24 protein-coding genes are annotated in these 26,219 nt (G+C 65.2%); 9 read left to right on the top strand and 15 right to left on the bottom strand.

Translation table 11 applies throughout. The features are described from left to right. Nucleotides 1–56: 56 nt before the first annotated feature. Nucleotides 57–854: an undecaprenyl-diphosphate phosphatase gene (locus tag CCC_RS14450; RefSeq protein ID WP_009868524.1), complete on the top strand. Its 798-nt coding sequence runs from the start codon at nt 57–59 to the stop codon at nt 852–854. Nucleotides 855–1,192: 338 nt separating this feature from the next. Here CCC_RS14450 and CCC_RS14445 read toward each other — a convergent pair whose 3' ends face one another. Next, entirely contained in the window at nt 1,193–3,313 is a 2,121-nt protein-coding gene (locus CCC_RS14445; protein WP_041041943.1) for a transglycosylase domain-containing protein, read from the bottom strand. Nucleotides 3,314–3,409: 96 nt separating this feature from the next. On the opposite strand from CCC_RS14445, the gene CCC_RS14440 reads away from it, so the two are divergent. Further along, nucleotides 3,410–3,613, top strand: a complete 204-nt coding sequence (locus CCC_RS14440) for a ribbon-helix-helix protein, CopG family (RefSeq protein ID WP_009870954.1) — start codon at nt 3,410–3,412, stop codon at nt 3,611–3,613. An 86-nt stretch (nt 3,614–3,699) separates the two neighbouring features. On the opposite strand, the gene CCC_RS14435 is transcribed toward CCC_RS14440, so the two are convergent. The 4 genes from CCC_RS14435 to CCC_RS14420 form a co-directional block, all read right to left on the bottom strand. After that, nucleotides 3,700–5,097, bottom strand: a complete 1,398-nt coding sequence (locus CCC_RS14435; protein ID WP_009870955.1) for an NAD(P)H-dependent flavin oxidoreductase — start codon at nt 5,095–5,097, stop codon at nt 3,700–3,702. Nucleotides 5,098–5,202: 105 nt separating this feature from the next. Continuing rightward, the gene (gene ugpQ, locus CCC_RS14430; protein ID WP_009870956.1) at nt 5,203–5,910 is read right to left on the bottom strand and encodes a glycerophosphodiester phosphodiesterase; all 708 of its coding nucleotides are present in this window, start codon (nt 5,908–5,910) and stop codon (nt 5,203–5,205) included. Beyond that, entirely contained in the window at nt 5,907–7,121 is a 1,215-nt protein-coding gene (locus CCC_RS14425) for a glycosyltransferase family 9 protein (RefSeq protein ID WP_041041942.1), read from the bottom strand. Before CCC_RS14425 ends, ugpQ begins: the two co-directional genes overlap by 4 nt. A gap of 10 nt (nt 7,122–7,131) precedes the next feature. Continuing rightward, the gene (locus tag CCC_RS14420) at nt 7,132–8,619 is read right to left on the bottom strand and encodes an ArnT family glycosyltransferase (protein ID WP_009870958.1); all 1,488 of its coding nucleotides are present in this window, start codon (nt 8,617–8,619) and stop codon (nt 7,132–7,134) included. Between the two features lie 146 nt (nt 8,620–8,765). On the opposite strand from CCC_RS14420, the gene CCC_RS14415 reads away from it, so the two are divergent. Next, complete coding sequence (locus tag CCC_RS14415; protein ID WP_041042419.1) at nt 8,766–9,110, top strand: hypothetical protein; 345 nt, start codon at nt 8,766–8,768, stop codon at nt 9,108–9,110. Nucleotide 9,111: 1 nt separating this feature from the next. On the opposite strand, the gene CCC_RS14410 is transcribed toward CCC_RS14415, so the two are convergent. From CCC_RS14410 to CCC_RS14380, 7 genes are read right to left on the bottom strand one after another with little or no spacing between them, the layout of a single operon-like run. Further along, nucleotides 9,112–11,679: a nitrate reductase gene (locus CCC_RS14410; protein WP_236686391.1), complete on the bottom strand. Its 2,568-nt coding sequence runs from the start codon at nt 11,677–11,679 to the stop codon at nt 9,112–9,114. Beyond that, nucleotides 11,672–12,007, bottom strand: a complete 336-nt coding sequence (nirD, locus tag CCC_RS14405) for a nitrite reductase small subunit NirD (protein WP_009870961.1) — start codon at nt 12,005–12,007, stop codon at nt 11,672–11,674. The genes CCC_RS14410 and nirD overlap by 8 nt, the downstream gene beginning before the upstream one ends. A 4-nt stretch (nt 12,008–12,011) precedes the next feature. After that, nucleotides 12,012–14,471, bottom strand: a complete 2,460-nt coding sequence (nirB, locus tag CCC_RS14400; RefSeq protein ID WP_009870962.1) for a nitrite reductase large subunit NirB — start codon at nt 14,469–14,471, stop codon at nt 12,012–12,014. Beyond that, nucleotides 14,468–15,691 carry a CmpA/NrtA family ABC transporter substrate-binding protein gene (locus CCC_RS14395; RefSeq protein ID WP_009870963.1) on the bottom strand — a complete coding sequence of 408 codons (1,224 nt, stop codon included), beginning with the start codon at nt 15,689–15,691 and terminating at the stop codon, nt 14,468–14,470. The genes nirB and CCC_RS14395 overlap by 4 nt, the downstream gene beginning before the upstream one ends. Nucleotides 15,692–15,703: 12 nt before the next feature. After that, on the bottom strand, nt 15,704–16,498 hold the full coding sequence (locus tag CCC_RS14390; RefSeq protein WP_009870964.1) for an ABC transporter ATP-binding protein: 795 nt from the start codon (nt 16,496–16,498) through the stop codon (nt 15,704–15,706). Nucleotides 16,499–16,512: 14 nt separating this feature from the next. Further along, nucleotides 16,513–17,373: a nitrate ABC transporter permease gene (gene ntrB / locus CCC_RS14385; RefSeq protein ID WP_041041941.1), complete on the bottom strand. Its 861-nt coding sequence runs from the start codon at nt 17,371–17,373 to the stop codon at nt 16,513–16,515. A 14-nt stretch (nt 17,374–17,387) separates the two neighbouring features. Next, nucleotides 17,388–18,683, bottom strand: a complete 1,296-nt coding sequence (locus CCC_RS14380; RefSeq protein WP_009870966.1) for a CmpA/NrtA family ABC transporter substrate-binding protein — start codon at nt 18,681–18,683, stop codon at nt 17,388–17,390. 85 nt (nt 18,684–18,768) lie between these two features. Between CCC_RS14380 and CCC_RS22210 the strand changes: the two genes are divergently transcribed. Beyond that, entirely contained in the window at nt 18,769–19,002 is a 234-nt protein-coding gene (locus CCC_RS22210; protein WP_152619784.1) for a hypothetical protein, read from the top strand. A gap of 12 nt (nt 19,003–19,014) precedes the next feature. Here the strand turns inward: CCC_RS22210 and CCC_RS14375 are convergent, their stop codons facing one another. Then, nucleotides 19,015–19,593, bottom strand: a complete 579-nt coding sequence (locus tag CCC_RS14375) for an ANTAR domain-containing response regulator (RefSeq protein ID WP_009870967.1) — start codon at nt 19,591–19,593, stop codon at nt 19,015–19,017. Between the two features lie 157 nt (nt 19,594–19,750). Between CCC_RS14375 and CCC_RS14370 the strand changes: the two genes are divergently transcribed. The 3 genes from CCC_RS14370 to CCC_RS14360 all read left to right on the top strand — a co-directional run bounded on the left by CCC_RS14370 (nt 19,751) and on the right by CCC_RS14360 (nt 22,990). Beyond that, nucleotides 19,751–20,344, top strand: a complete 594-nt coding sequence (locus tag CCC_RS14370; protein WP_152619783.1) for a hypothetical protein — start codon at nt 19,751–19,753, stop codon at nt 20,342–20,344. 78 nt (nt 20,345–20,422) lie between these two features. Beyond that, on the top strand, nt 20,423–20,794 hold the full coding sequence (locus CCC_RS14365; protein WP_009870969.1) for a hypothetical protein: 372 nt from the start codon (nt 20,423–20,425) through the stop codon (nt 20,792–20,794). Nucleotides 20,795–20,848: 54 nt separating this feature from the next. Next, nucleotides 20,849–22,990 (top strand): TonB-dependent receptor, encoded by a 2,142-nt coding sequence (locus CCC_RS14360; RefSeq protein WP_009870970.1) that lies wholly within the window; start codon nt 20,849–20,851, stop codon nt 22,988–22,990. 154 nt (nt 22,991–23,144) lie between these two features. Here the strand turns inward: CCC_RS14360 and CCC_RS14355 are convergent, their stop codons facing one another. Together CCC_RS14355 and cobS are read right to left on the bottom strand one after the other, a co-directional pair. Further along, nucleotides 23,145–23,756, bottom strand: a complete 612-nt coding sequence (locus CCC_RS14355) for a histidine phosphatase family protein (RefSeq protein WP_009870971.1) — start codon at nt 23,754–23,756, stop codon at nt 23,145–23,147. Nucleotides 23,757–23,859: 103 nt separating this feature from the next. After that, nucleotides 23,860–24,636: an adenosylcobinamide-GDP ribazoletransferase gene (cobS, locus tag CCC_RS14350; protein WP_009870972.1), complete on the bottom strand. Its 777-nt coding sequence runs from the start codon at nt 24,634–24,636 to the stop codon at nt 23,860–23,862. Between the two features lie 38 nt (nt 24,637–24,674). Between cobS and cobT the strand changes: the two genes are divergently transcribed. Together cobT and CCC_RS14340 are read left to right on the top strand one after the other, a co-directional pair. Further along, nucleotides 24,675–25,712: a nicotinate-nucleotide--dimethylbenzimidazole phosphoribosyltransferase gene (gene cobT / locus CCC_RS14345; protein WP_052473239.1), complete on the top strand. Its 1,038-nt coding sequence runs from the start codon at nt 24,675–24,677 to the stop codon at nt 25,710–25,712. 37 nt (nt 25,713–25,749) lie between these two features. Then, nucleotides 25,750–26,040: an accessory factor UbiK family protein gene (locus CCC_RS14340; RefSeq protein WP_009870974.1), complete on the top strand. Its 291-nt coding sequence runs from the start codon at nt 25,750–25,752 to the stop codon at nt 26,038–26,040. Nucleotides 26,041–26,219 lie beyond the last annotated feature (179 nt).

Raw genomic sequence — 26,219 nt, 5'->3', positions numbered from 1 at the left:
TCCGACTCGGCGGGTCCGGTGCTATAACGGAACAGCCGTATACGGGGGATACCCGAGTGACGTTCCTGGAAGTCCTGGTCGTGGCCCTGATTCAGGGGCTGGGAGAGGTGTTGCCTCTCGGTGCCGCCGGTTCGCTGGCGGCGCTGCCTCGTCTGGCGGCCGCGCCCGAGGGGCGGGCGGCGCTTTCGGTGGCCGCCCATGCCGGGACTTTGCTTGCCCTGATGGCCTATTTCTGGCGCGACGTCCTGGCCATGAGCGTCGGCCTGTGGCGACTGGCCAAGGGCAAGCCCGATTACGGCTCCCATCTCTTGCTGCATGTTCTGGCCGGGACCATCCCCGCCGCCGTCATCGGATGGATGGTGCTGGATCGTTCTCACGGTCTGGTGGGCCAAAGTGGCGCGGCCATCATTCTGGTCATTGGCGGCGTTCTGCTCTGGGGCTGCGACAAACTGGGCGTCACGGTGCGCCGGGTCGAGCATATCACTTGGCTGGGCGCCATCGGATTGGGGGCCTTGCAGATCCTGTCCCTGATTCCCGGTGTGTCGCGCACCGGCATCACCATCACCGTGGCCCGTCTGTTGGGTTGGGAGCGCCAGTCGGCGATCCGCCTTTCCATGCTGCTGGCCATGCCGCTGATCCTGGGGCATGGGATCAAGACATTCTGGAGCCTGGCCCATCAGACGCAACTGGTGTTATCCAGCGATCTGCTGATGGCCATGGCGACCGCTGGTCTGACCTCGTTCCTGGGTCTTGCGGGAATGATGGCCTGGGTGGCGCGCAACACCTTCGCGCCCTTCGCCGTGGTTCGAATCGGTTTCGGGCTGGCGGTGCTGGTGCTTGTCTATTTCGGATAAGTGGGCTTGTCACCCTGAGGCTTGTCCCTCGGCTGTCCGGTTTAAATTTCCATGACAGACCCGAATGGCAAAGCCAATGCGGGTTTCATCTGGTCATGGAACACGGATGCCGCTTCGCGGCCACGGATTATCAAAATCCCATATGGTCATCCTGGGCCAAGGTCGGGGAGATGGCCGGAAACAAGAGGTTATCCGTGAGCGGTGCGATGCACCGCATCCGTGACCTCCGTGTCTCGTGACTCCACGTCTGCCGACTCAAATTTTACCGGACAGCCGTAGGCAGAGCCGAAGGGTCTTTCAGGCTGAAAGATCCTTCGCTTCGCGCGCCATGACAGGGTTCAGCGCCCGAAGATCCCCTTGAGCAGATCATCGATGGCGCCGCCGATACCGCGCGCCGCGTCGCCTGCCGCCTGGGCGGCGCCGGCCACGAAATCGCCGACGCCTGTCTCCGCGCCGGGTTCGGTGGGAATCTCCGGGGTGCGCAAGGGCCGGGCGGGAAGACCGCGATGGGCGGCGACCATAACCTGCTTCCACAACTGGGCGGGCAGTCCGCCGCCGGTGACCTTCTTCATCTCGATGCGGTAATCGTCATTGCCGAGCCAGACACCAGTCACGTAATCGGCGGTAAAGCCCATGAACCAGGCGTCGCGGTAATCCTGGGTCGTGCCGGTCTTGCCCGCGGCGGGACGGTCAAGCCTTGCCGCCTTGCCCGAGCCCTGATTGATGACGGCGCTCATCATGTCATGCATGCGCGCCAGCGCGGAGGCCGAGATCACCTGACCAAAGCCGCCGCCTTGGCGCTGGAACAGCACCTTGCCGGAAGGATCGGTGATATGGGAGACGCCGAAGGAGGTGACTCCGTATCCGCCATTGGCGAAGGCGGCATAGGCGGTGGTCATCTCCAGCAGAGACACTTCACTGGTGCCCAGCGCCAAGGTGGCGTCGTTCCTGAGGTCAGAGGTGATCCCTAGGCGCCGCGCCGTGGCGATGACGCGCCCGGGACCGACCTCCTCCACCAGACGCACGGCAACGGTGTTCACCGATTCGGCCAGGGCCTGGCGGAGCGTAATGGGGCCGAGATATTTGCCGGTGTAATTGCCGGGGCTCCAATTGCCCAGGCGGATGGGCTTGTCTTCGACCTCGTCGTCGGGGCTGCGGCCCATTTCCACGGCGGTGAGATAGACGAAGGGCTTGAACGACGAGCCGGGCTGGCGCAGCCCCTGCGTGGCGCGGTTGAACTGGCTGTCGTCGTAATCCTTGCCGCCGGTCAGCGCCCGGATGGCGCCATCGGGGCTCATCACCACCACCGCGCCCTGGGAGGCGTTGGCCTTAGCGCCGGGACCGGTGATCATGGTCTTGAGGTCAGCCTCCACCTTGCGCTGAAGGCTGATGTCGAGCGTGGTGTGGACCACGATGTCCTTGCCCGCCACCTCGCCGAACTGATCCAGATTGCCCATCACCCAGTCGGCGAAGTAGCGTCCGGCGGGAATGGGGCGGCGCACCAACTGGGCGGCGCCGGTCACCTGGACGGTGTCGGCGGTCTTCTGGTCGATATAGCCAGCCTTGACCATGTTGGAGAGCACGTCACTGGTGCGCTTGCGCGACGCCTCGGGGTCGTTCAAGGGCGAATAGCGCGACGGCGCCTTCAAGAGGCCCGCCAGCACGGCGGCTTGATAGACATCGACCTTGCGGGCCGAGATATCGAAATAGCGCTTGGCGGCGGCATCCACGCCAAAGGTGCCCGAGCCCAGATAGACCCGGTTGAGGTAAAGCCCCAGGATCTGATCCTTGGAGAAGCGCTTTTCCAGCCACAAGGCCATTAGCACTTCCTGCACCTTGCGCTTCATGTTGCGCTCAGGCGTCAGGAACAGGTTCTTGGCCAATTGCTGGGTGATGGTCGAGCCGCCCTGCACCGTATGCCCGGCCCGCAAATTGACGAACAGGGCGCGCAGCAGTCCGATGGGATCCACGCCCCAATGGCTGTAGAAGCGGCGGTCCTCGGTGGCCAGAACCGCCTGGGCGATGAAAGGCGACATTTCGCCCAGATCCAGGGGCTCGCCGTAAAGATCGCCATAGGCGGCGAAGACTTCGCCCTCCACCGACTGGAAGACCACGCTGGGCCGCCGCGTCTGGGCGGTCATGCGGTCGATATCGGGAAGGTCCAGGGCGTAATAGGCCACCACGCCGCCTAAGCCGATTCCGACCCAGATGGCCAGGGTCAGGCCCCACAGCAGCAGGCGTTTCGCCCATTTGCGGCCCTGGCCGTTGCCGGAACCGCCCTTCTTCGCTGCCTTGGGCTTTCGGGGCTCCTTGGGAGCCCGGGGGTGGGCAGGGGGCGGCGGCTCGCGCGGCGGCGGAGGCTCGCCCCCCGAACCGCTGGGCAACAGCCGGTCGGCGGGGTCGATGGAAAGCTTGAACGGATTGCCAGCGCCCTTGGGGCGCGAAGGAGGAACTGCCATGAGGGCCTTCTACCACGGGGCGGGGGTTGCTCGGAACTGGCAACATCCGTTCATTGGATGTAGAGTCCGCTCGAATTCATCAATGAGGCCCAGATCATGGAAACCCTGTCCGTCGCCGTTCCGCCCGAACTGAAGCAGCGCCTCGAGGCGCTGGCCGCCGAAACCGGGCAGACGCTGGGGGAATGCCTGGCCGTCGCCGTCAAGGAATACGTTGAGAATTGGGAGACCCATCTCTCCGACGTGCACCAGATCGACGAACACGAGGCCCGTGCCGTTCTCAAGGCTGTGGTCAACGACTAGCGCCATGGGGGCCATCCCAACGCAAAACGCCGCCCGGCTTGGGCGGCGTTTTCGTTTGTGGGCCCGGATTGTGGCCGAATTGGGGTCTATTCACCCGTGGCGATACGGTCCACAAGCTGCTTCACGGTCGGGATGAAGCCGTTCTTGTAGAACGGATCAGCGCCGAAGCGATAGGCGTTGTGACCGGCGAACATCAGTTCGTTTTCCACATCGCCGCCATGGCCGATATTCTGCAGGGTCTTCTGGATACAGAAGCTGCGGGGATCGGCCTTCTTGCCGGTGGTCCCGGCCTCGTTCTGGGCCCAGTTGGAGAACATGCACTGGGACAGGCAGCCCATGCACTTGACTTGATCGACGCGGATTTCCTCGGCCTTATCGGGGGTAACGAAGATCAGGGTCGAATCGGGGGTGCGCAGAGCCTCGGTAAAGCCCTCGTTCATCCAGCCCAGCGCGCGGTCGCGGTCATGGGGGGTGACCCAGACGATACGCTTCCTGGCGCCGATGGGCAGCTCGGCCTCGTGGTCGCCGACGCATTCGCTGGAATAGGGGATCTGGTGGTCCAGGCGCTGGCACAGCTCGTTGATGAAGTCGTTCTTCACCGCCGAGGAGTAGAAGCCGGTGGGGCTGAAGTGGTGCAGCAGCACATCGCCGGGCTTGAGAGTCAGCAGGCGCTGCTTCCAGGCGTCGGAAATGGGGCTTTCCTGGGTCAGCAGCGGGCGGGTGCCGTACTGGAAGGCGATGGGGCCCAGTTCGGGATTGCCGATCCAGTCCTCCCATTCCTTCAGCCACCAGACGCCGCCCGCCATGAAGATCGGCACATTGCCCAGGCCGCATTCCACCATGGTCTTGCGCAGCTCGGCGACACGGCCATAGGGAGGTTCGGGCTTTCTCGGGTCTTCGGAATTGGACAGGCCGTTATGGCCGCCCGCCAGCCAGGGGTCCTCGTAGACCACGCCGCCCAGCAATTCGCCGTATTTGTGATAGGCGCGCTTCCACAGGGCGCGGAAGGCCCGCGCCGATGAGACGATGGGGTAGTAGTAGACGCCATAGCGCGCCGCGATCTCGGCCACGCGGTAGGGCATGCCCGCGCCGCAGGTGACGCCGTGGATCAGGCCCTTGGCCCCGTCCAGCACGCCTTCGAGAATCTGCTCGGCCCCGCCCATCTCCCACAGCACGTTCATGTGGATGCGGCCGTTGCCGCCAGCGATGTCATGGGCGATGCGGGCCTGGGCGATGCCGCCCCGGATGCCGTAGGCGATCAGCTCGTGATGTTTCTCGGTCCTGGTCTTGCCGTGATAGACCATGTCGATGCGGTTGCCGTTCTCGTCATAGAGATCGGCATTGACCCCGGAGAAGGTGGCGACGCCACCGGCAGCCGCCCAGGCGCCAGAGCTTTCGCCGTTGGAGACATTGATCCCCTTGCCACCCTCGACCAGGGGCAGGACCTCGCGACCGGAAATCAGGATAGGATCGAGCGGTTTCACGTCAGGGGTAACTCCTCGGGGTGACTACGGCGGGCTCTCCCAGGCCTGCCGATGACGGCACATATATAGCCCTTTGTCGTTACGCGCCACAGTGACGTTACGATCTCATGACGAATGAGGATAATCGCTGAAAATTGCGGCCACGCCCCAGTCTTGCAGCAACCGGGCGCGAACGGGGTCGTTGACCGTATAGGCGCGCACCGCGAGGCCTGCCGCCATGGTCTCGGCGATCTGGGCGGCATCCAACGCGCCATGGTCCAGATGCAGAGCCGTCGCCTCCAGTTGCCCGGCCATTTGGCGCCAGTCGCCGGGCCGATCCTCGGCCAGAATGGCACGCGGCCAAAGGGGAACGATGCGGTGCGCGACCTCCAGGCAAACGGTCTCGAAGCTGGAGATCACGGGCGGCGGTGCCGCATGGGGCCAGACCGAGACAGCCAGGGATAGGGCGGCCAGGGCGGTCTCGGCCTCGCGGCCCCGATCGGGCTTGATCTCCATATTGACCGACAGCCCCAAATCCAGGCACTGGCGCAGCACCTGTTCCAGGCTGGAAATGGGTTCCCCGGCGAAGGCGGGGGCGAACCAGGACCCGGCGTCCAGGCGCGAAAGCTCGGCCCAGCCGTACTCGGCCACCGGGCCGGAGCCGTCGGTGGTGCGATCCAAACTGTCGTCGTGGAAGACCAGGGGAACGCCGTCTTTGGACAGCCGCACATCGAACTCGACCATGGTAAGGCCATGGGCCGCGGCGGCGCGGAACGACGCCAGGGTATTCTCGGGGGCGAGACCGGCCAGTCCGCGATGGCCGATCAGGATCATCCCAGCAAACGCCGCATGGTGGCGTGAACCTGCTCCACCGTGATGGCGCGCATGCAAGCGGGATCGGTGCAAGCCGTGCTGCGGTGGTTCATGGCCGAGACGCAGGGCGAACAGGCCAGCCGGGCGGTGAGGAACTCGGCCTTGTCGTTGAGCGCGCCGTATAGGGCGGGCGTCTCGGGGCCGAACAGCACCAGGGTGGGCAGGCCCACGGGGGCGGCGAAATGGGCCGGGCCGGAATCGTTGGTGACCATGGCCTTGGACAGGGCATAGAGGGGGATCAGATCCTCCATGCGGGTGAACCCGGCCAGATTGACGGCACGGTCCGAGCCTGTGGCTTCGACCAGGGTCTGCGCCTCGGCTTTCTCTGACGCGACGCCGGTGATGATGACGGCGAGAGACTCGTCCTCGGCCAGCAGGCGGCGCGCCACCTCCATATAGCGGTCGTAGGGCCAGCGCCGCAGCGGCATCAGTTCGCTGGCATTGGGGTTGAAGATGACCCAGCGATCCACCCGGCGCAGCACCGGATAGGCCTCGAACAGGCGGGCCTTGAACGCTTCGAGCACGTCAGGCGTCGGGATTACGGGTGCGAGGCGGATCTCCTCGTCGGTGACCAGGACCTTACCGTGGGGCGTGGTGCCCTCGGGCTCGGTCAGGGCATGGACCAGGGCCATGAAGCACTTGGCCACATGCTGGTGCGGGTTGTAGGGCACCCGATGGGTCAGCAACTCGCCGCGGTAAAGTCCTTCGGTATGGAACCGGTGAAAGCCCACCCGCTTGGGCGCGCCCGACAGGAAGGTCAAAAGCGCCGAGAAGCGGGAAAACATCTCCAGGTCGATGGCCGCCATCAGATCCAGCGAACGCATCTTGCCGATCATGCGGATGGTGTCGATGGCCAGGGTGAACAGGCTGTCGGCGCGGATGGTCAGCATGTTCTCGCGCGCGATGGTGCCCATGATGTCCAGGCTGGGGCGGTTCTTGGCGAAGATCAGGAAATAGACCTTGGCCTCGGGGAACAGCGCGCCCGCGCGCTTTAGCGCCGCGTCGGCGATGACGGCGCTGCCCATCTCGGACAGTTCGATGAACAAGATGTTCTTGGCCGATGACGGCGCGGGCGGGCTGAAGAAGCAGCGGATCCGCCAATACAGCGTCATCAGGAAAGCCAGAGGCACCCCCGCCCAAAAATCGATCTGCCGCATTCTGTCGACGTTCACGACCGCCTCGCTAATTCTTGAAGGTGCCCGAGCCATAAGACCCGGCCAGCCAGATTTCATACCGATCGACCACCTTGCCGCCCCAACGCCGTTCCACGGTGGTCAGCAGCGTCAGACTGCGAAAGGACGGGCCGATGTCCTTGAGGGCGTAAAATCCATCCTTGACCACGAACAGTCCATCCCGTCCGGCCAAGGCGGCCACATCGCGCGCATCATACGAAGGAATTCGGGGAAAGCCAGCCGAACCGGTCAGGAAGACGACGGGATGGCCGGGAAGGTAATAGGTCAGTAGACCCGCCACCTCATGCTTGGAGGCAAAGAGGAACGCATCGGGACGCTTGACCCGTTCGGCCTGGACCGCGCGGGCCAACTCGTCCCAACCACCCAGACGGCTCATGGCGTCGGATTTCAGCGGGATGGGAAGGCTTGCCGAGGACATCTGCACATAGGTGGCGGCGACCAGCAGCCCTCCCAGGCCCAGCGCGGCCATCCAGGCTCCGCGCAATATCCGGCCCCAGGACGGGCTCAGACTCACCCAGGCCCCGGCCGTTGCGATGGCGGCGCCCAAATAGGCAGGGCCCGGCCAATGGGGCTGCACCAGACCGCCCAGGCTGTGGCGCAGGAAAAAGACCAATAGGGGGGCGGATGTGGCGCCCAGCAGGAACCATGTGGGCTTTCCGCGACGCCAGCCCGCCCACAGCGCCCAACCCATGCCCCATAGCATGAAACCGAAGATCAGCGGGGTCATCACCCCCAATTGGGTGCCAATGAAGGAGGACAGGCTTTTCAGCGGATCGCTCACCGGCACGTCGAAGGAATGCGACATCTGCTTCTTGATGGAGACCCAATCGTGCTGGGCATTCCAGACCAGCACCGGGGCGGTGCAGGCCAAAGCCAAAACGATGGCGGCCCAGAAATGCGGATTTTTCCACCAGCGCCGGGTCTCGGGAAACAGGGCGAAGACCGCCAGGATGCCGGGAGCGATCAGCACCATGGTGTATTTGGAGGTAAAGCCCAGCCCCAGCGACACCCCCAGTAGGTAAAGCCAGCGTACCCGCCCATCCTCCAACAGCCGGACCATGGCCCACAAGGACAGGGACCAGAACACCAGCAGGGGCGAATCCGGAGTGACGAGGACGCCCGCAGCGGCGAACAGGATGGTGGCGTTGAGAAGGCCCACCACCCACCATCCGGCGCGGATATCTCGGAAAGCAAGGCGGGCGATGTCGAAGGCCAGAACGGTGACGCCCGCGACGGCCAGGATTGCGGGCAGGCGGATAGCCGCTTCGGACTCGCCGAACAGGGCTGTGGTGGCCGCCATCCACCAGGCCATCATGGCCGGATGGTCGTAATAGGACAATTGCAGGCGACGCGACCATAGCCAGTAATAAGCTTCGTCGCCCGATAGCAAGGTGCCGCCCGCCAGCCACAGATGCACCAGCGCGGCCAGCCCGACCAGCCCGGCCAGCAGGATCTTGTCCTTGGATCGAAAGGTCATCGCATCTGGCGCCACGCGGAACTCCGGCTGCGTGGAAAAAGGGGCGACGGGCAAATAGCACGAAACGCCTATCCACTACCAGTCGCCAGCTTGCCGCGTGGTCGGCAGGCCGCTATACCCGAGGAATGATGGATGGAGGATATCAGATGTCGCGTTTCAGCCTTGCCCGGTCGTTTGTTGTGGTTTCGTCCGCCTGTCTGGCCCTGGCGGCGTGCAGCGGCGAGCCCTCGGAATCCGACATGAAGGCCGCTGTCGAGCAGGCCTATGGCAGCGTCAACGCGCAGTTGGGCGGCGTTGGCAAGCTGATCGGCAAGGACCTGTCCACCAAGGTCAAGAGCTTCAAGAAACTGGCCTGCTCCGAGGCCAAGGGTAATCCCGGCTTCGCCTGCGATTTCCAGATGGTGGTCGATGGCCCCTTGGGCGAGAAGACCGAAAATGCCTCGGCCCGTTTCGTCAAGGGCGACAAGGGCTGGGCCATCTTCGGGATGTAGTTCACGCCACCTTGGGAGCGGCCTCGGTCAGGATCGCTCGGATTTCCGGCACGCAGGAACCGCAATTGGTTCCGGCTTTCAGCATGGCGCCGACTTCCGCCGCGCTGGACAGGCGGTGATCGCGGATGGCGGCGCGGATGGCCGAGAGCCCTACATTGAAGCAGGCGCAGACCGTCTTGTCGCGGCCCCGGTCGCCGCCGGGCGGCGCACCGGCCACCAGAGTGGCGCGCTCGTCGCCAGCGATGGCGGCACGGCCGAAGGCGGCGGCCACCCAGTCGGGTGAGAAATCCATGGCCCAGGGAAAGACGAACAGTACCGCATCCAGGCGGCCTTCCACCAGCCGGGCGCCCCGGTAATGGCCGCGATTAGGGTCGAGGAATTCGATCCACTCGCCATCCGTGCCCAGCCATTGCTTGGCGGTTATGGGCCAGTCCTCGCCCGCTTCGCCCGCCAGACGCCAGATGGAATGGGCAGCGCCGCTCGCCTTGGCCCAATAGAAGGATCGGGGCAGGTCCACAGGGTTGCGCGACAGCAGCACGCCATGCCAGGCGGCCTCCAGAGGCTCGACCAAGACGGGGGCCTGCTTCAGTTCGGGCTGGCCCGAATGGGGGTCGGTGGCGGCGTCGATCAGGCTACCGATGACGGCGCTCGACGCGGTTTGGTCGTTCCAGTGGATGGGGGCGAAGACTTCTCCTATGCGCTGGCCGGGGTCAAGGGCCACGCGCAGGACCACGCTGGTCCGGTTCCCCGAGACTCGGGCCAGACCGCCATCACTCAGGCGAAAACGCAGGGCGTCCTTGGGATGAACCAGCAGCACCGGTTCCGGGGCATGGGCGGCCAGCCGGGCCGCGCGGCCCGTGCGGGTCATGGTGTGCCACTGGTCGCGCATGCGGCCCGTATTGAGGATCAGGGGAAAGGCCAAGTCGGCGGCCCGTGCCGGGGGCCTCGGCGTGATGTCGAGCATCCTGGCCTTGCCATCCGCGTGATAGAAGCGGCCATCGGCGAAGAGGCGCGCCGTGCCCTGGCCGGGTGCGCGCACCGGCCATTGAATGGGCTCGATGGCGGCGTAATCGGCGCCCACCAGACCGCTCAGATCAAGATCGCGGGTGCTAGCATTCTCGAAGGCGGTAAGGCGGCAGAACTCGTCGAAGATTTCGCCGGGGCCATTCCAGGCGAAGGCCGGGCCGAAACCCATGCGCCTCGCCACCTGGGTGATAATCCACCAATCGCCTTTCGCCTCGCCCGGCGCGGGCAGGAAGGGACGCTGGCGCGAAATGCGGCGTTCGGAATTGGTGACGGTGCCGTCCTTCTCGCCCCAGGTCAGAGCCGGAAGCTTCACATGGGCCAGACGCGCCGTATCTGTGTTGGCCTCGCATTCCGAGATGACCACGAAGGGGCAGGCCGCGATGGCGGATTTGACCAGATCGGCCTCGGGCATGCTGACCGCCGGATTGGTGCACATGATCCACAGGGCCTTGATCTTGCCCTCGGCCACCGCCTTGAACATATCGACGGCTTTCAGGCCCGGCTTGCCAGCCATTTGGGTCGCGTTCCAGAAGCGTCCGACCCTGTCGATACTGGCTTCGTCAAAGCCCATATGGGCCGCCAGCATATTGGCCAGTCCTCCCACCTCGCGCCCGCCCATGGCGTTGGGCTGGCCCGTCAGCGAGAACGGCCCCATGCCGGGCCGCCCGATGCGTCCCGTCTGGAGGTGGCAGTTGATGATGGCGTCCACCTTGTCGGTGCCCGACGAAGACTGGTTGATGCCTTGGGACCAGACGGTGACGGTCTTTTCCGTATCGGCGAACCAGGAGAAGAACTGAACGATCTGGTCCAGGGGCACGCCCACGTCCAACTGGGTCTCCTCGCCTTTCAGATGGGCAAGCAAACCGTTGAACAGAATGGCGTCCGAACCGGGGCGGATGGCCAGATGCAGATCGGCGCATTCGGCGGTGGCGGTGCGGCGCGGATCGACGACCACGATTCGCATTTCGGGGCGACGCGCCTTGGCGGCCAGGGTGCGCTGGAAGGCCACCGGGTGGCACCATGCGGCATTAGAGCCCACCAGCACCACCAGATCGGCCAGATCCAGATCCTCGTAGCAGCCGGGCACGGTGTCGGAGCCGAAGGCCCGCACATGACCCGCCACGGTGGACGACATGCATAGCCGGGAATTGGTGTCGATATTGCCCGAGCCGATGAAGCCCTTCATCAGCTTGTTGGCGGCGTAATAATCCTCGGTCAGCAACTGGCCCGAGACGTAGAAGGCCACGGAATCGGGGCCGTGCTCCCTGACGGCGGTTGAGAACGTCTCCGCCACCAGATCCAGCGCTTCGTCCCAGGACGCCCTATTGCCGCTGATCAAGGGATGAAGCAGGCGGCCGTCCAGGTCCAGGGTCTCGGCCAGGGCCGAGCCCTTGACGCAAAGCTTGCCGTAATTGGCGGGATGCTCGGGATCACCCTTCACCGTCCATGGCGCGGATTGGTCCAGGCGGGCGGCGATGACGCCGCAGCCGACGCCGCAATAGGGACAGGTGGTGCGGATGATCTCGGGCATCGATTCAGCCATGGGCCACCTTTTTCGCGGTTTCCAGCTTCAGCCAGACCTGACCGTCGACGACCTTGGACTCCACGGGCCGGGTGCAGCCCTTGTCGGGCGCGGTGGCCTGGCCGGTTTCCAGGTCGATGGTCCAGGAATGCAGCGGACAGACCACCACGTGGCCCGAGACGATGCCTTCCGACAGCGGCCCGCCCTTGTGGGGGCAGCGGTTGAACAGGGCGAAGATGTCGTCGTCCGAAGTGCGGAACACCGCCACGTCGCCCTTTGCCGTCTGGACGGTGCGCGCGCCTAAGCGGGGGATGTCGTTCATGTGTCCGATCTTGATCCAGTCCTGCATGGCGTCAGCCCACCTCGGCCAGGGTTTTGAATTCGTGCGCGTCGACTGCGCCTGAGGCCCGTTCGGCCCAGGGGTCCGTTTGCGCGTATTTTTGCGAGAAGAGGAACCGGGCATGGGCGGCCTTGCGGCCTTCTTCATCCTCGACCACGCGTTTGGTCACGTAATCCATGCCGACCCGCTCGACCCAGGGCGCGGTGCGCTCGAGATAGTGGGCTTCTTCCCGGTAGATCTGCATGAAGGCGGCGCAATATTCCAAGACCTCGGCCTCGGTGGCGACGCGGACCAGATGGTCGGTGCCGCGCAACTCGATGCCGCCATTGCCGCCCACCGAAATGTCGTAGCCCGCCTCGACACAGACCACGCCCATATCCTTGATGGTGGCCTCGGCGCAGTTGCGCGGGCAGCCCGACACCGCCAGCTTGACCTTGTGGGGCGTCCACGAACCCCACATCATCTTCTCCAGCTTGACGCCGAGGCCGGTGGAATCCTGGGTGCCGAAGCGGCACCATTCCGAGCCGACACAGGTCTTCACCGTGCGCAGACCCTTGGCATAGCCGTGGCCCGAGACCAGCCCGGCTTTGCCCAGATCGGCCCAGACGGCGGGCAGGTCCTCTTTTCTGACCCCCAGCAGGTCGAGGCGCTGGCCGCCGGTGACCTTGACGGTGGGGATCTTGAACTTGTCCACCACATCGGCGATGGCGCGCAGTTCGGTGGGATTGGTCAACCCGCCCCACATGCGCGGGATCACCGAATAGGTACCGTCCTTCTGGATATTGGCGTGGGCGCGTTCGTTGATGAAGCGGCTTTGATAGTCGTCCACATATTCGGCGGGCCAGGCGCAGAGCAGATAGTAGTTCAGCGCCGGGCGGCACTTGGCGCAGCCGTCGGCATGGCGCCAGCCCAGCGCGGAGCGCACCGCGTCCTGGTTCTTCAATTCCTGGCGCAGGATTTCCTTCCTGACCTCGTCATGGGACAGATCGGTGCAGCCGCACATTCCGGCGGCCTTGGATTCCACCACCTCGCCGGTGACATGGGCTAAGATGGCCTGGACCACCGAGGCGCATTGGCCGCACGACGCCGAGGCCTTGGTGTGGGCCTTGACCTCGTCGAGAGAGGTCAGGCCCTTCTCGGTGATGGCCTTGACGATGGCGCCCTTGGAAACGCCGTTGCAGCCGCAGACCTGGGCGTCGTCGCTCATGGCGGCGACGTTGACCCCGCCCCCATGGCCCTTGCAGCCGGTGTCGGCATAGGCCTGGCCGAAGATCATGCGGTCGCGGATGGCGGAGACATCGGCCTTCTCGCGGATCAGCTGGAAGTACCAGGAGCCGTCGGCCACGTCGCCATACATGACGGCGCCCACCACACGGTCCGACCGGATCACCAGCTTCTTGTAGATGCCCCGGGCGGTGTCGCGATAGACCAGTTCCTCGTCGGCTTCGTCCTGGGCGGCCAGTTGCCCGGCCGAGAACACGTCGATGCCGGTGATCTTGAGCCGGGTCGACAAGGGCGGCGTCTCGTAATGGGCCTCGTCACGGCCCGCCAGGCGCGAGGCGCAGACCTTGGCCTGTTCCCAGATGGGGGCGACCAGACCAAAGATCTGGCCCCGGTGCTCGACGCATTCGCCCACCGAAAAGATGGCGGGGTCCGAGGTGGCCATGTCGTCGCCCACCTCGATGCCCCGGTTGATGTCCAGGCCCGCCGCCTTGGCCAGATCCACATTGGGGCGGATGCCGATGGCGACCACCACCAGATCGGCGGGGATCTCGCGGCCATCGGTGAGCTTGACGCCCTTGGCGCAGCCTTCCTCGGCGCCCATGATCTCCTCGGTCTGGCCCGAGGTGAAGAAGTGCAGGCCGCGCTCGGTCAGGTCCTTTTGCAGCAGGCCGCCCGCCTCCACGTCCAACTGGCGCTCCATCAAGGTGGGCATCAGATGGACCAGGGCCACGGGCATGCCGCGCCGCTTCAAGCCCCAGGCGGCCTCCAGGCCCAGCAGCCCGCCGCCGATGACCACGGCGCGCTGCTGCTTTTCGGCGGCGTCGAGCATCTTCTCCACATCGGCGATATCGCGAAAGGCGACCACGCCGGGCAGGTCGAGGCCGGGCAGGGGCGGCATCAAGGGCTTGGAGCCGGTGGCCAGCAGCAGCCGGTCATAGGTCACCACCAGCCCGGTGGCCGAACTCACCGTCTTGGCGGCGCGGTTGATGGCGACCACCGGATCGCCGGTGTGAAGGGTGATGCCGTTCTCGGCATACCAGGCGCGGCTGTTGATGACGATGTCGTCCACCTGCTTTTCCCCGGCCAGGACCGAGGACAGCATGATGCGGTTGTAATTGGGGTGGGGCTCGGCGCCGAACACCGTGATGTCGTAGCGCGCCGGTGCGATGGCCAGCAGCTCCTCGACGGTGCGCATGCCGGCCATGCCGTTGCCGATGACGACCAGCTTCTGGCGGGGTACAGCGTTCATGAGAGATCTCCTGATTCGGTCATGGCCGTCCGGGGAAGATCGGCGACGCGGGAGGCGAAGGGATCGAACGTGCCGCCGCCCAGCATCAGGTCGGGACCCATTTCCACGGGCTGAGTGGCCTTGAGCAGCGTCCAGGGGGCGGCGTGGGTGCCTTCGGTCTTGTAATCGGTAAGCGGCACGCGAAGGCCCAGACCCAGGGCGGCGACCCGGTAGAGGTCGGGGCGAAACACGTCCTCGGCGGCGGCGCGGGAATCAAGGGCGGCGGGCGCCAGCCCCCAGCGCTTCATCATCTCCAGATACCACATGGCCTGGGACCGCCAGGGGAAATTGGCGGCATGGTTGTGGAAGGTCAGCAGATCCTTGGGCAGGCCGTTTTCGCCCAGGAGAGGCGCCATCAGGGCGTCCACGGGGGCATTGACGTATTGCGGCTGGGCCAGCAGCTCGGCCAGCTCGCAGCGGTTCTCGTCGCACCATCGGGCCGCGCTGATCAAGGCCTGGAGTACCGCCAGATGAGTCTCGGGATGGTCCTCGGCCCAGCTTTGAGTGACGGCGAAGACCTTCTCCAGCCGCCCGGCGAAGATGTCGCGGCTGGTGGCGGCGATGCGCCCCAAATTCATGCGCACCGCCAGACTGCCCCAGGGTTCGCCCACCGAATAGCCGACGATATTGCCCGCCGACAGGAAGGAGATCATCTGGGGCGGCGGCACCACGGTGAGCTGGACGTCCTTTTCGGTGTCGATGCCCGCCGCCTCCATCCACAACCGCAATTCGGCGGCGTGGGGGGAATAGGGATAGACCGTGGCAAATGTCATGGGCGGCTTGCCCAGCGCCTTATCCTGATCGATCACCGCTTTCAGCGCCCGGGCCGAGATGGGCTTGGCGGCCATTGATTCGGGGTCGGCGGCCTGCATGCGCTCCCACAGGGCATTGCCGATGGTGATGGTGTTGCCGCCCAGATTGAGCGCCATTCCCACCGCCATGGAGATCTTCAGCGGCGACAGGCCCAGGCTCATGGCCAGCGGCATGGGGGCCAGCATCTGGGCGCCGTCCAGCGCGCCCACCGCCACCTTGTCGCGGATGGAAGCCCAGGAGGCTTCGCGGGACAACTCCACCTCCAGGCCCATTTCGGCGAAGAAACCGCGCTCCTTGGCCACCACCAGGGGGGCCGCGTCGATCAGCGGGACCATGCCGAGCTTCAGGCGGATCTTTTCCAGGCTCATGGTCGCTCCCCCTCAGGCCGCGTGGCTGGCCGGAGCGTGGCCATGCAGGAAGCGCAGGACCTCGGCCCGCAGGAGGTTGTAATGAGGGTCGGCGGCCAGATCGACGCGGCGGCGCGGACGTTCCAGGTCGATCTTCAGGATCTGCCCGATGGTGGCGGCCGGGCCGTTGTTCATCATGACGATGCGGTCCGACAGCAAGACGGACTCATCCACGTCGTGGGTGATCATGATCACCGTATTGCCCAGGCGGTGATGGATCTCCATCAGGCTGTCCTGGAGATGGGCGCGGGTCAGCGCGTCGAGAGCGCCGAAGGGTTCGTCCAGCAGCAGGACTTTGGGCTCCATGGCCAGCGCGCGGGCGATGCCGACGCGCTGCTTCATGCCGCCCGAGATCTCGCCCGGCTTCTTGTCCTTGGCCTGATCCATGCGCACCAGGGACAGGTTGTGCATGGTCCAGTCGTGGCGCTCGGCCTTGGTCTTGGTCTTGCTCAGGACCTTGTCCACCGCCATGCGCACATTGTCGTAGACCGACAGCCAGGGCAGCAGCGAGTGGTTCTGGAACACCACGGCGCGGTCGGGGCCGGGGCTGTCCACCTCGCGGCCTTCCAGCAGCACGCCGCCCTCGGTGGCTTGAAGCAGCCCGGCGACGATGTTGAGAAGGGTGGACTTGCCGCAGCCCGAATGGCCGATCACCGAAATGAACTCGCCCTTTTCGATGCGGAGCCGGACGTCGTCCAGGGCGCAGAACGACCCCTTGTCGGTCTTGAAGGTGATGCCGACATTCTCGATGGAGAGATAGGCGCTCATGACGGGAATCCTTTCTAGCTCGAGAACTTCTGGCCGATGAAGGTGATCATGCGGTCCAGCATGAAGCCCACCAGGCCGACATAGATCAGGGCCAGGATGATTTCGCTCATCAGCGAGCTGTTCCAGGCATCCCAGATGAAGAAGCCGATGCCCACGCCGCCGATCAGCATCTCGGCGGCCACGATGGCCAGCCAGGAAAGGCCGATGCCGATCTTCAGGCCGGTGAAGATGTAGGGGACGGTGGCGGGAATGACGATCTTGAAGAAGAACTCCAAGGGCGACAGGCGCAGAACGGCGGCGACGTTGCGGTAATCCTGGGGGATGTTGCGCACGCCGACGGCGGTGTTGAGGATGATCGGCCAGACCGAGGTGATGAAGATCACGAAGATGGCCGACGGATCAGCCTGGCGAAAGGCGGCCAGCGAGATGGGCAGCCAGGCCAGCGGCGGTACGGTGCGCAACACCTGAAAGATGGGGTCCAAGGCCCGGTAGGCCATGGTGCTCTGGCCGATCAACACGCCCAGGAACACGCCCGCCACCGCCGACAGGCTAAAGCCCACCGCCACGCGCTTCAACGAGGCGAAGAGGTGCCAGAACAGGCCCTTGTCCACGCCGCCGTGATCGAAGAAGGGATCGACGATCAAGGGCCAGGTGTCGTGCACCACCTTGGCCGGGCCGGGCAGCATGGCGTTGGGGCCGGAACAGGCCAGTTGCCAGATGCCAAGAACCACCGCTAGTCCGATCATGGGCGGCAGGACGCGGCCAGCGATCTCCCTGGCCTTCTTGGTGGCGGCGCTGGGATGCGGAGCCAGCTTGGCCGGGGTGGAGGTGGCGGGATCGGCGGTCACAGGCGGGATTTTTCCAACCATGGTCATGTCATCCTCCTCGGTCAGACCGCCGCGCGCTTGATGGCGAGGCTCTTCAGATAAGCGGTGGGGTTGGCGGGATCGAAGCTCTTGCCGTCGAAGAACTTCTCGATGCCGCGCGAGGTGGAGGTGGGGATCTGCGCGGCCGGGATGGCTAGATCCTTGGCGGCGGCGCGCCAGATGTCCTCGCGGTTGACCTGATTGATCAATGCTTTGGTGTCCAGATCCATGGGCTGGTAGCCCCAGCGCTGGTTCTCGGTCAGGAACCACAGATCGTGGCTCTGGAAGGGATAAGAGGCGAAGTCCTTCCAGAACTTCATGACATGCGGGCTTTTTTCCACCAGACGGCCGTCGCCGTAATTGATGAAGCCCGAGGCTCGCGCGACGATATCTTCCACCGGAACCTTGAACCATTCGCGGCCCGAGACGATCTTGCACATCTCCTCGATATTGGCCTCGCACCACTGGGCGGCTTCCATGACCGCCATGGTGACGGCCTTGGCCGCCTTGGGGTTCTTCTCCACCCAGTCGCCACGCATGGCCAGGCTCTTTTCCGGATGGTCTTTCCACAATTCGCCAGTGGTCACGGCGGAGAAGCCGATGCCCTGATGGGCCAGTTGGTCGTTCCACGGCTCGCCCACGCAGAAGGCCTCCATGGTGCCCACCTTCATGTTGGCGACCATCTGGGGCGGCGGCACCACGATGGTCGAAACATCCTTGTCGGGGTCGATGCCATTGGCGGCCAGCCAGTAGCGCAGCCACATATCGTGGGTGCCGCCGGGGAAGGTCATGGCCACCTTGATCTCCTTGCCCGCCGCCCGGCCCTTGGCCAAAGCGGGGCCGAAGGCCCTGGCCTCGGTGGTGAGCTTCAGGTCCTTATAGGCGTTGGAGACCGAGATGCACTGGCCGTTGGTGTTGAGGCGGGCCAGGATGTTCATGGGCACTTTGGTGTTGTTCTTGGTGACCCGGCCCGCCGCCATCAGGTAGGGCATGGGGGTCAGGATATGGGCGCCGTCGATGCCGCCGCCGCCCGAGCCCAGTTCCAGATTGTCGCGCGTCGTGCCCCAGGAGGCCTGCTTGAGCACCTGCACATCGGGCATGCCGTATTTGGTGAAGAAGCCCTTTTCCTTGGCGATGATCAGCGGCGAGGCATCGGTGAGAGCGATGAAGCCGAACGTGGCGCCCTTGACCTCGGGAGCATCCCCGGCCGCCGCCCAGGCACCGCCCGGCAGGGCGGCGCGGGCGGCGGCCAGCACGGCGGCGGAGGCCAGGACGGAACGGCGGGAAATACCCTTGGTCGAGGTGCTGTTGCTGGTCATGGTCGTCGTGTCCTTGCTGTAGTCAAAACGCAAAAAAGGCGTCCCGCGGCATCACGCATCCCGAGGAGAAAGGGAGCGCAAATCCGTGGAACGCCTTTGTTCCTTGAAAGGCCGGACCGGCATCGTCGCCGGGCTGGCCATCTGTCATTTCGTGGGGCGGGGCCTCGCCATTGAGGGGATCCGCCGTCATGGGCAGATGCAACGCAATCAGCGTGCCAAAGGGGTGAAGTTCCGGCTTTCGGGCATCTGGGATATTGCGGTGCGGCAAAGATGCGCGGACAATGCACAAATTTTAATCTGTAGTTTAGATCCAGATTAAAAAGTGGGCAGGTTAGCCCAGCAGTTCGGCGGCTTCGATGATCTTGTTGGCCACATCGATCAGGCGCTGCTTCTGGTCCATGGCCATGCGCCGCATCAGGCGATAGGCCTCGTCCTCGTCGATCTTTCGGCGTTTCATCAAGATGCCCTTGGCCTTTTCCACCTGCTTGCGCTCGGCGAGCGTGGTGCGCGCCTTGTCCAGCTCGCCGCGCAGGGACTGGAACTGGGCAAAGCGGGCGATGGCCACGTCGATCACCGGACGGACCCGGTCGGGCTTCAGCCCGTCCACCACATAGGCGGACACTCCGGCATCCACGGCGGCCCGGATGGTCTCGGGCTTGCCGTCCTGGGCAAACATCACCACCGGGCGGCCCTGATCTATGCCGACGCGGCGCATGTCTTCCAAGGTGTCGCGGTCGGGCGAATCGATATCGACGATGATGATGTCGGCGGCCAGTTCGGCCACGCGGGCGGGCAGCCCGGCCCCGCTGCCGAACACCGCCACCACGGTGAAGCCTTGGGCTTTCAGCGCGTCGCGGACCATTTCGGCCCGGTCTCTTTCATCGTCCACCACGATGACCCGCAATCCCACATCCTTCCTCGCTGCGCCGTCCGCAAAACAAGCATGTATCATGCCAGTTCCGGTGCCGCTCCGTCTCACACCGAAGTTGGGGGCTTCGCCGGGCATTGCAATGGCTGCCGGGGGGTGCTTAGCTTCACGAGACTGGCGGATGAGGAGCGTGACCGAAGTGACCCGATCGATCTTGGTGGCGGCTCTGCTCGTGGGCCTGGCGGCGGTTCCGGCCCAGGCTGGCGGCAAGAAGGAAGGCGGCAGCAGCGGTAGCGGTGGTGAATCCCAGGGCGCCATGTGGGCCGGTCTGCCGGGGGTGCGCGAGATGTCGGTGGACCCGCCTCAGGTCAGCGACAGCCTGGGTGTCGTGTCGGTCAACGCCACCATGTGGGCCGGTTCCGGCTCGGCCAAGTGCCGGGTCAATTTCACCATCGAGAACTACTCCTCGGCCAATGTGTCCCTGGGTTTTGTCGGCCGCACCTTTGGGGTCAAGGACGAAGTGGTGGACAATTGGGCGGTGAGCGTCGCCACCCTGGCGCCCAATGAGCGCACCGGGCGGCTGTTCTCCTGCGCCCTGGGGGCCGTCGAGTTCATGATGGTTCCCCTGTCCAGCTTCGACTGGCCGCCGGTCAAATGCGTCAACGCCGCCGGGGAGGCCGAGCCCTGTTCGCTGACTCTCAAGATCAAGTCCACCGTCCCCATCATCCTCAAGAAGGAAGAGAAGAAGGACGACGGCAAGGACAAGAAGCCAGAGAAGAAGAGTGGGCACTAACCCCTAGACTTTTGCCAGCCTTGCGACCAAGCCGATCCGATCATAGGGTCGCTGATCGAAAAGTGGGAACTGGTACGCATGTTACCGTGTCCGGTCAGTGGGTGGATCAGGAAGGCCGCGGCTTGGCTGCTGGCCGCCGCTCTGCTCTTGGGCTCGGCCCCGCCGGTTCCGGTGTTGCCGGGCGCCGACGGTCCTGATTCCTTTGTTGCCGCCGACCTTTGCTCCACCGCGCATCAGGAGGCCGATCCCGCCAAGGGTGGCGGAACCGCCCATGATTGCGTCAGCCATTGCTGCGTCCAGACCGGCTCCTATGTGCCGCCCGCGCCGCTGTCCTTGCGGCCGCTCGGCCTTGTCGTAGCCGTTCAGGTTCCGCCGACGCCCTTGCCCGCGCCGGACGAGCCCTCTCTTTCCGTCCACCCCGCCCGCGCGCCTCCGTTCCTCGCCGCCTGACCTCCCGCCCGTTTGATCGGGCAGTCGCAAGCGATTCAGTCTTCGAGGAACATCATGACCTGCCACGCGATTCATCGTGGCGGATACCGGCATGGCCGCATCCGCCTGTTTGCCACGACCTTCCTGACCAGCATCGTTTTTGCCGGGGCTATTCCCGCCTGGGCCGAGGATATTCCCGAGGTGGTGATCACCGCCCCTCGCTTCAGCGTTCCCGCCGAATCCAAGCTGGACGCGGCGGGTGATACCGCCCGGCTGCTGTCGCGCACGCCCGGCTTCAACCTGATCCCCAATGGCGGCGTTTCCAGCCTGCCCGATATCCACGGACTGGGCGACGACCGCCTCAAGGTCCTGGTGGACGGCATGGAGATCACCTCGGCCTGCTCCAACCACATGAACCCTCCGCTCTCCTATATGGACTCCTCCAAGGTGGAGAAGATCGATGTGTGGAGCGGCATCACCCCGGTCAGCGCAGGCGGCGACAATATCGGTGGCGTCATCTCGGTGAAGTCGGCGCCGCCCGTCTTCGCCGGGCCGGGCGAGGGCTATAAGCTGGGCGGGTCCGCCTCGGCCTTCTTCAAGAGCGTCAATACCGGCATCGGCGGTTCCCTCAATCTGCACGGGGCCGATGATTCCTACAGCATCGGCTATGACGGATCTTGGAGCCGGGGGTTGAACTATCAGGCGGGTGGCGATGGCAAGACCATCCATTCCACCCGCTATGAGTCGCGCAACCACGAACTCACTCTCGGCGCCCGCGGCAATGCGGGCCTTCTTGTGCTGAAGGCGGGGCAGCAGGACATCCCGTTCCAGGGCTTCGCCAATCAGCGCATGGATATGACCGGCAACAAGGGCTATCACGGCAACGGCCGCTATGAAGGCGAGTTCGGCTGGGGCAAGCTCGAGGCCAAGGCCTATTGGCAGCAGGTCAAGCATTCCATGGATCAGGCCGCCAACGAAAAGGGCGGTCAGATGCCCATGCGCACCGATGCCACCGATTTCGGCTATGCCGTCAAGGGCGACATCCGGGTTTCGGACAGCAAGACCATCCGCATCGGCCAGGAATTCCACCGATTCATGTTGGACGACTGGTGGCCGCCGGTGGCGGGCAGCGGCGGCATGATGGACCCGCTCTCCTTCAAGTCCATCAACAACGGTACCCGCGACGTGATCAGCGCCTTCGCCGAGTGGGAGGAGAAGTGGTCGCCGCAATGGACCACCCTGCTGGGTCTGCGCAGCGATACGGTGGTGATGAATACCGGCTCGGTCCAGGGGTATGGAACCAGCGCCATGATGAATGGCTCGGAGATCGCCGATTCCAAGCTCTTTAACACCAGAAACCACGGCAAGATCGACGCGAATTTCGATATTACCGCCCTGGTCCGCTACGAGCCCGATGCCAGTACCACCGGCGAATTGGGCTATGCCAGGAAGTCGCGCTCGCCCAATCTCTACGAGCGCTATTCATGGTCGACCACGGGCATGGACAGCCAGATGATCAACTGGGCGGGTGATGCCAACGGCTATGTGGGCAATCTCGACTTGAAGCCCGAAGTGGCCCACACGCTTAGCACATCCTTCGGCCTCCATGACGCGGGCCGCAAGGACTGGGCCGCCAAGGCGACGCCGTACTTCACCTATATCGCCGATTACATCGGAGTGGATTTCGTCACCAACAGAACTTCCAACAGTTCGATTTTCCCGCTGCTGAAATTCGCCAACCACGACGCCATGATGTATGGCATGGACTTCTCGGGCAGCACCTTCGTGGCCCGTGATACCGGCTATGGCGACTTCAAGCTGGCGGGCACCATCGGCTGGCTGCATGGCGAGATGGTCAATACCGGCAAGGCCATGTACCACGTCATGCCCATCAACGGCAAAGCAGCCATCGAGCATGGGCTGGGCGGCTGGACCAACGCCATCGAGGCCCAGTTGGTGGGAACCAAGGCCGGAGTCGATGCCGTGCGCCACGAACCCAAGACGCCGGGTTACGCTCTGCTCAATCTGCGCAGCGGCTATGGCTGGGATGCGGTACAGGTCAATCTGGGCATCGATAACCTGCTGGACAAGCGCTATTACCATCCGCTCGGCGGTGTCGACTACGCCAATTGGAAGCGAAGCGGCAGCACCGGTCAGGTCGGCGCGCTTCCCGCTCCCGGCCGGTCGTTCAATGCTGGGGTGACCGTGACCTTCTAGAGGGACCCGCACCAGATCCCGATGAGTTCGACTCATCGGGATCTGGTTAGGCCCAAGGGGCCGCGCCGCTTATGCGGCGGGAGGCAAGGACGCACAGCGTCCGCCCGCCGTCTGAGGGTGATCCCGATGAGTTCGACTCATCGGGATCCTTGTATCATGCATAGGGCTGGGCGTTGACCATCTCGACGCGCCAGCCCGATGCCGTGGCGTCGAGGCGGGTGAGCGACAGCGGTTTGACCGCGAAACGCAAGGCCTGTTCGGGCTTCAGGTCCAGGGCCACCGCCAGGGCGGCGCGAACCGTTCCGGCGTGAACCACCGCCAGGATATCGCGGCCCGCCTGGGCGGCGGTGATCTGTTCCAGCGAGGCCCGCACCCGTTCCACCATGGCTGCGAAGCTTTCGCCGCCGGGCGGCGTGGCCAGGGCCGGGTCCGCCCAGAAGGCGGCCAGATCGGGGTCTTTGGCCGCTTCCAGATCCATCCACGAACGGCCCTGCCAGCGCCCGAAATCCTGCTCGGCCAGATCGGGCTCGACCATGGGCGGCGGCAGCAACAGCCCGGCAGACTCCAGAGCCCCGGCGGTCTGGCGGCAGCGGATCAGGCCGCTTTCCACCAGGACCGGATTGACGGGCAGGGCACGGGCCAGGGACTGAAAGACCTCGTCTTCCGATGTGTCGCAGGCCACGTCCAGGCGTCCGGTGATACGGCCATGGGGACAGGGAACCGGGGCGTGGCGCAGCAGCCACCAGCGGGTCGCATTCTGGCTCATCTTTTCTGCCCTTCAATCGCCGGGCGGGTTTCTCCGAAACCCTTGGCTTTCCTCCGCTTCGCTTCGGGCGCCTCAATGGCGCCGCGCTTCGCCTTCGCCTCGCTCATGACAGCATTCCCGCGGCGGCCAGCAAGATTCCGATCTCGGTCGCCTGCTGCACGGCGCCCAGCACGTCGCCGGTATAGCCGCCCAGCGCGCGCCGCGCCGTCCATACCACCGCGCCTCCCGCCGCCAGGGCGGCGATCAGGGCGCCCAGCGTTCCAGACAGGCCCAGCCCCGCCAGACAGGCCAGCAGGCCGAGACCGGCGGCGGTGGCGGCGATGGTGGCGTCGGGACAACCTGCCCCGGCTCCCAATCCGTCGCCGCGCGCCGGCCCCATCACCTGCATGGCGGCGGGGATCAGGGCGCGTGACAGGGAACAGGCGGCCACCAATGCGGCGCATTGACTCCAGCCCAGCGGAATGGCCGCCAGGGCGGCGGTCCGAAGGCCGACGGAGAAGATCAGGGCCAGGACGCCGAAAGCGCCCGTGCGCGAATCGCGCATCACCTCCAGACGCTTGTCGCGGTCGCCGCGCGCCCCCAGTCCGTCGGCCAGATCGGCCAGCCCGTCTTCGTGCAGGGCGCCGGTGGCCAGGACCAGGGACAGGACGCAGAGCAGAGCGGCGGCCAGAGGCGGCAGGACGCTTCCCGCCGCCCAGGCGATGGCGCCGCCGCCCAGGCCGAGGCCCAGACCGATCAGGGGAAAGGCGCGCATGGACCGCGCCAGATCACCCATGCCCGCATCAGGCAAGGGCAGTCGGGTCAGGAAGACCGCCGCCAGATGGACGTCGCCCAGCCAGGAGCGCGGCGGAATCTCGTCGATGAAAGGTGACTTGCTCATGGCGATGGGTTATAGGACGGATAAGACGAAACCGCAATATGTTGGGGAGTGTTTCCTTGAACTCGTCTATTTCTAGTATTGCCCAGATACGCTCCCTGCTGGCGAACCTGCCGGGCCCCGATGCGGCGGCTTCAAGCGCCTGGGCGGCGCGCGAACCCCAATTGACCAAGCCGGCCGGTTCGCTGGGGCGTCTGGAAGAGGTCTCCGCCTGGCTGGCCGCCTGGCAGGGACGTCATCCTCCCACCATGACCCGTCCGGTGGCTCGGATCTTCGCGGGCAATCACGGCGTCGCTGCGCTGGGCGTCTCGGCCTTTCCCGCCGAGGTCACGGCGCAGATGGTGGCCAATTTCCGCCGTGGCGGCGCGGCCATCAACCAGTTGTGCAAAACCTTCGACATCGAGCTGGATGTGCTGGCCTTGGAGCTTGACCAGCCCACCGGCGACTTCACCAGGGGTCCGGCCATGGAAGAGCTGGATTTCGTCGATGCCTTCCGTCATGGCATGGATGCGGTGCCCAACGGCATCGATGTTCTGGTCATCGGCGAGATGGGGATCGGCAATACGACACCGGCGGCCGCCGTCTCGGCGGCGCTGTTCGGGGGCGAGGCGGCCGACTGGACTGGGCGCGGCACCGGAATCGAGGGCGGCGCCCTGGCCCGCAAGATCCAGGTGGTGGGGCAAGGCGTGGCTTTGCACAAGGGGCATATGCCGCTCGATATTCTCCGCCGTCTGGGGGGGCGTGAACTGGCGGCCATGGCGGGCGCGGTGCTGGCGGCGCGTTTCAAGCGCGTTCCGGTGCTGCTGGACGGCTATGTCACCACGGCGGCGGTGGCCGCCCTGGAGGTGGAGTGCAAGGGCGCGCTGGACCATTGCATGGTCGGCCATGTCTCGGTGGAGCCGGGACACAAGCGGCTGCTGGCGGCCTTGGGCAAGACAGCGCTGTTCGATCTGGGCATGCGCCTGGGCGAGGGGTCTGGAGCCGCGCTGGCGGTGGGGGTTCTCAAGGCGGCGGCGGCCTGCCATGCGGGCATGCACACCTTCGCCGAGGCCGGAGTCAGTGACAAGGACGGGTCATAGGCCCATAATAGAACTTCGTTTTTTCCAAGAGGCCATCATGCAAAGCCAGAAACCCTTCTTCGATGATCTCGCCCGTGTCGCTTCCGGTGCGCTGGGCGCGCTGTCCGGCCTGCGGGCCGAGATGGAGGCCATGATCCGCCAGCAGTTCGAGCGCTTCACCGCCAGCCTGGACATGGTGCCCAAGGAGGAGTTCGAGGTGGTGCGCGCCATGGCCATCAAGGCCCGCGAGGAAAACGAGGCCCTGGCCGCCCGCGTCGCCGCGCTCGAGGCCGCCTTCGTCGCCGCTCCTCCCGCCAAGACCAAAGCTGCGCCCAAACCCAAGGCCTGAGGTCCGCGACGTTACTCCCACGCCCCAGCGGGGCGTGGTAGGCCCAAGGGGCCGCGCCGCTTATGCGGCGGAAAGCCAAGGGCGCTCGCGCCCGCCCGGCGCCTGAGGGGCGGCATACTGATCCCCAAGGGGCCGCGCCGCTTATGCGGCGGAAAGCCAAGGGCGCTCGCGCCCGCCCG

Origin of the sequence: Paramagnetospirillum magnetotacticum MS-1, assembly GCF_000829825.1 — a bacterium.
Classification (GTDB): Bacteria; Pseudomonadota; Alphaproteobacteria; order Rhodospirillales; family Magnetospirillaceae; genus Phaeospirillum; species Phaeospirillum magnetotacticum.
The sequence above is the reverse complement of the archived record's forward strand: the minus strand, read 5'-3'. Positions and strand labels throughout refer to the sequence as shown.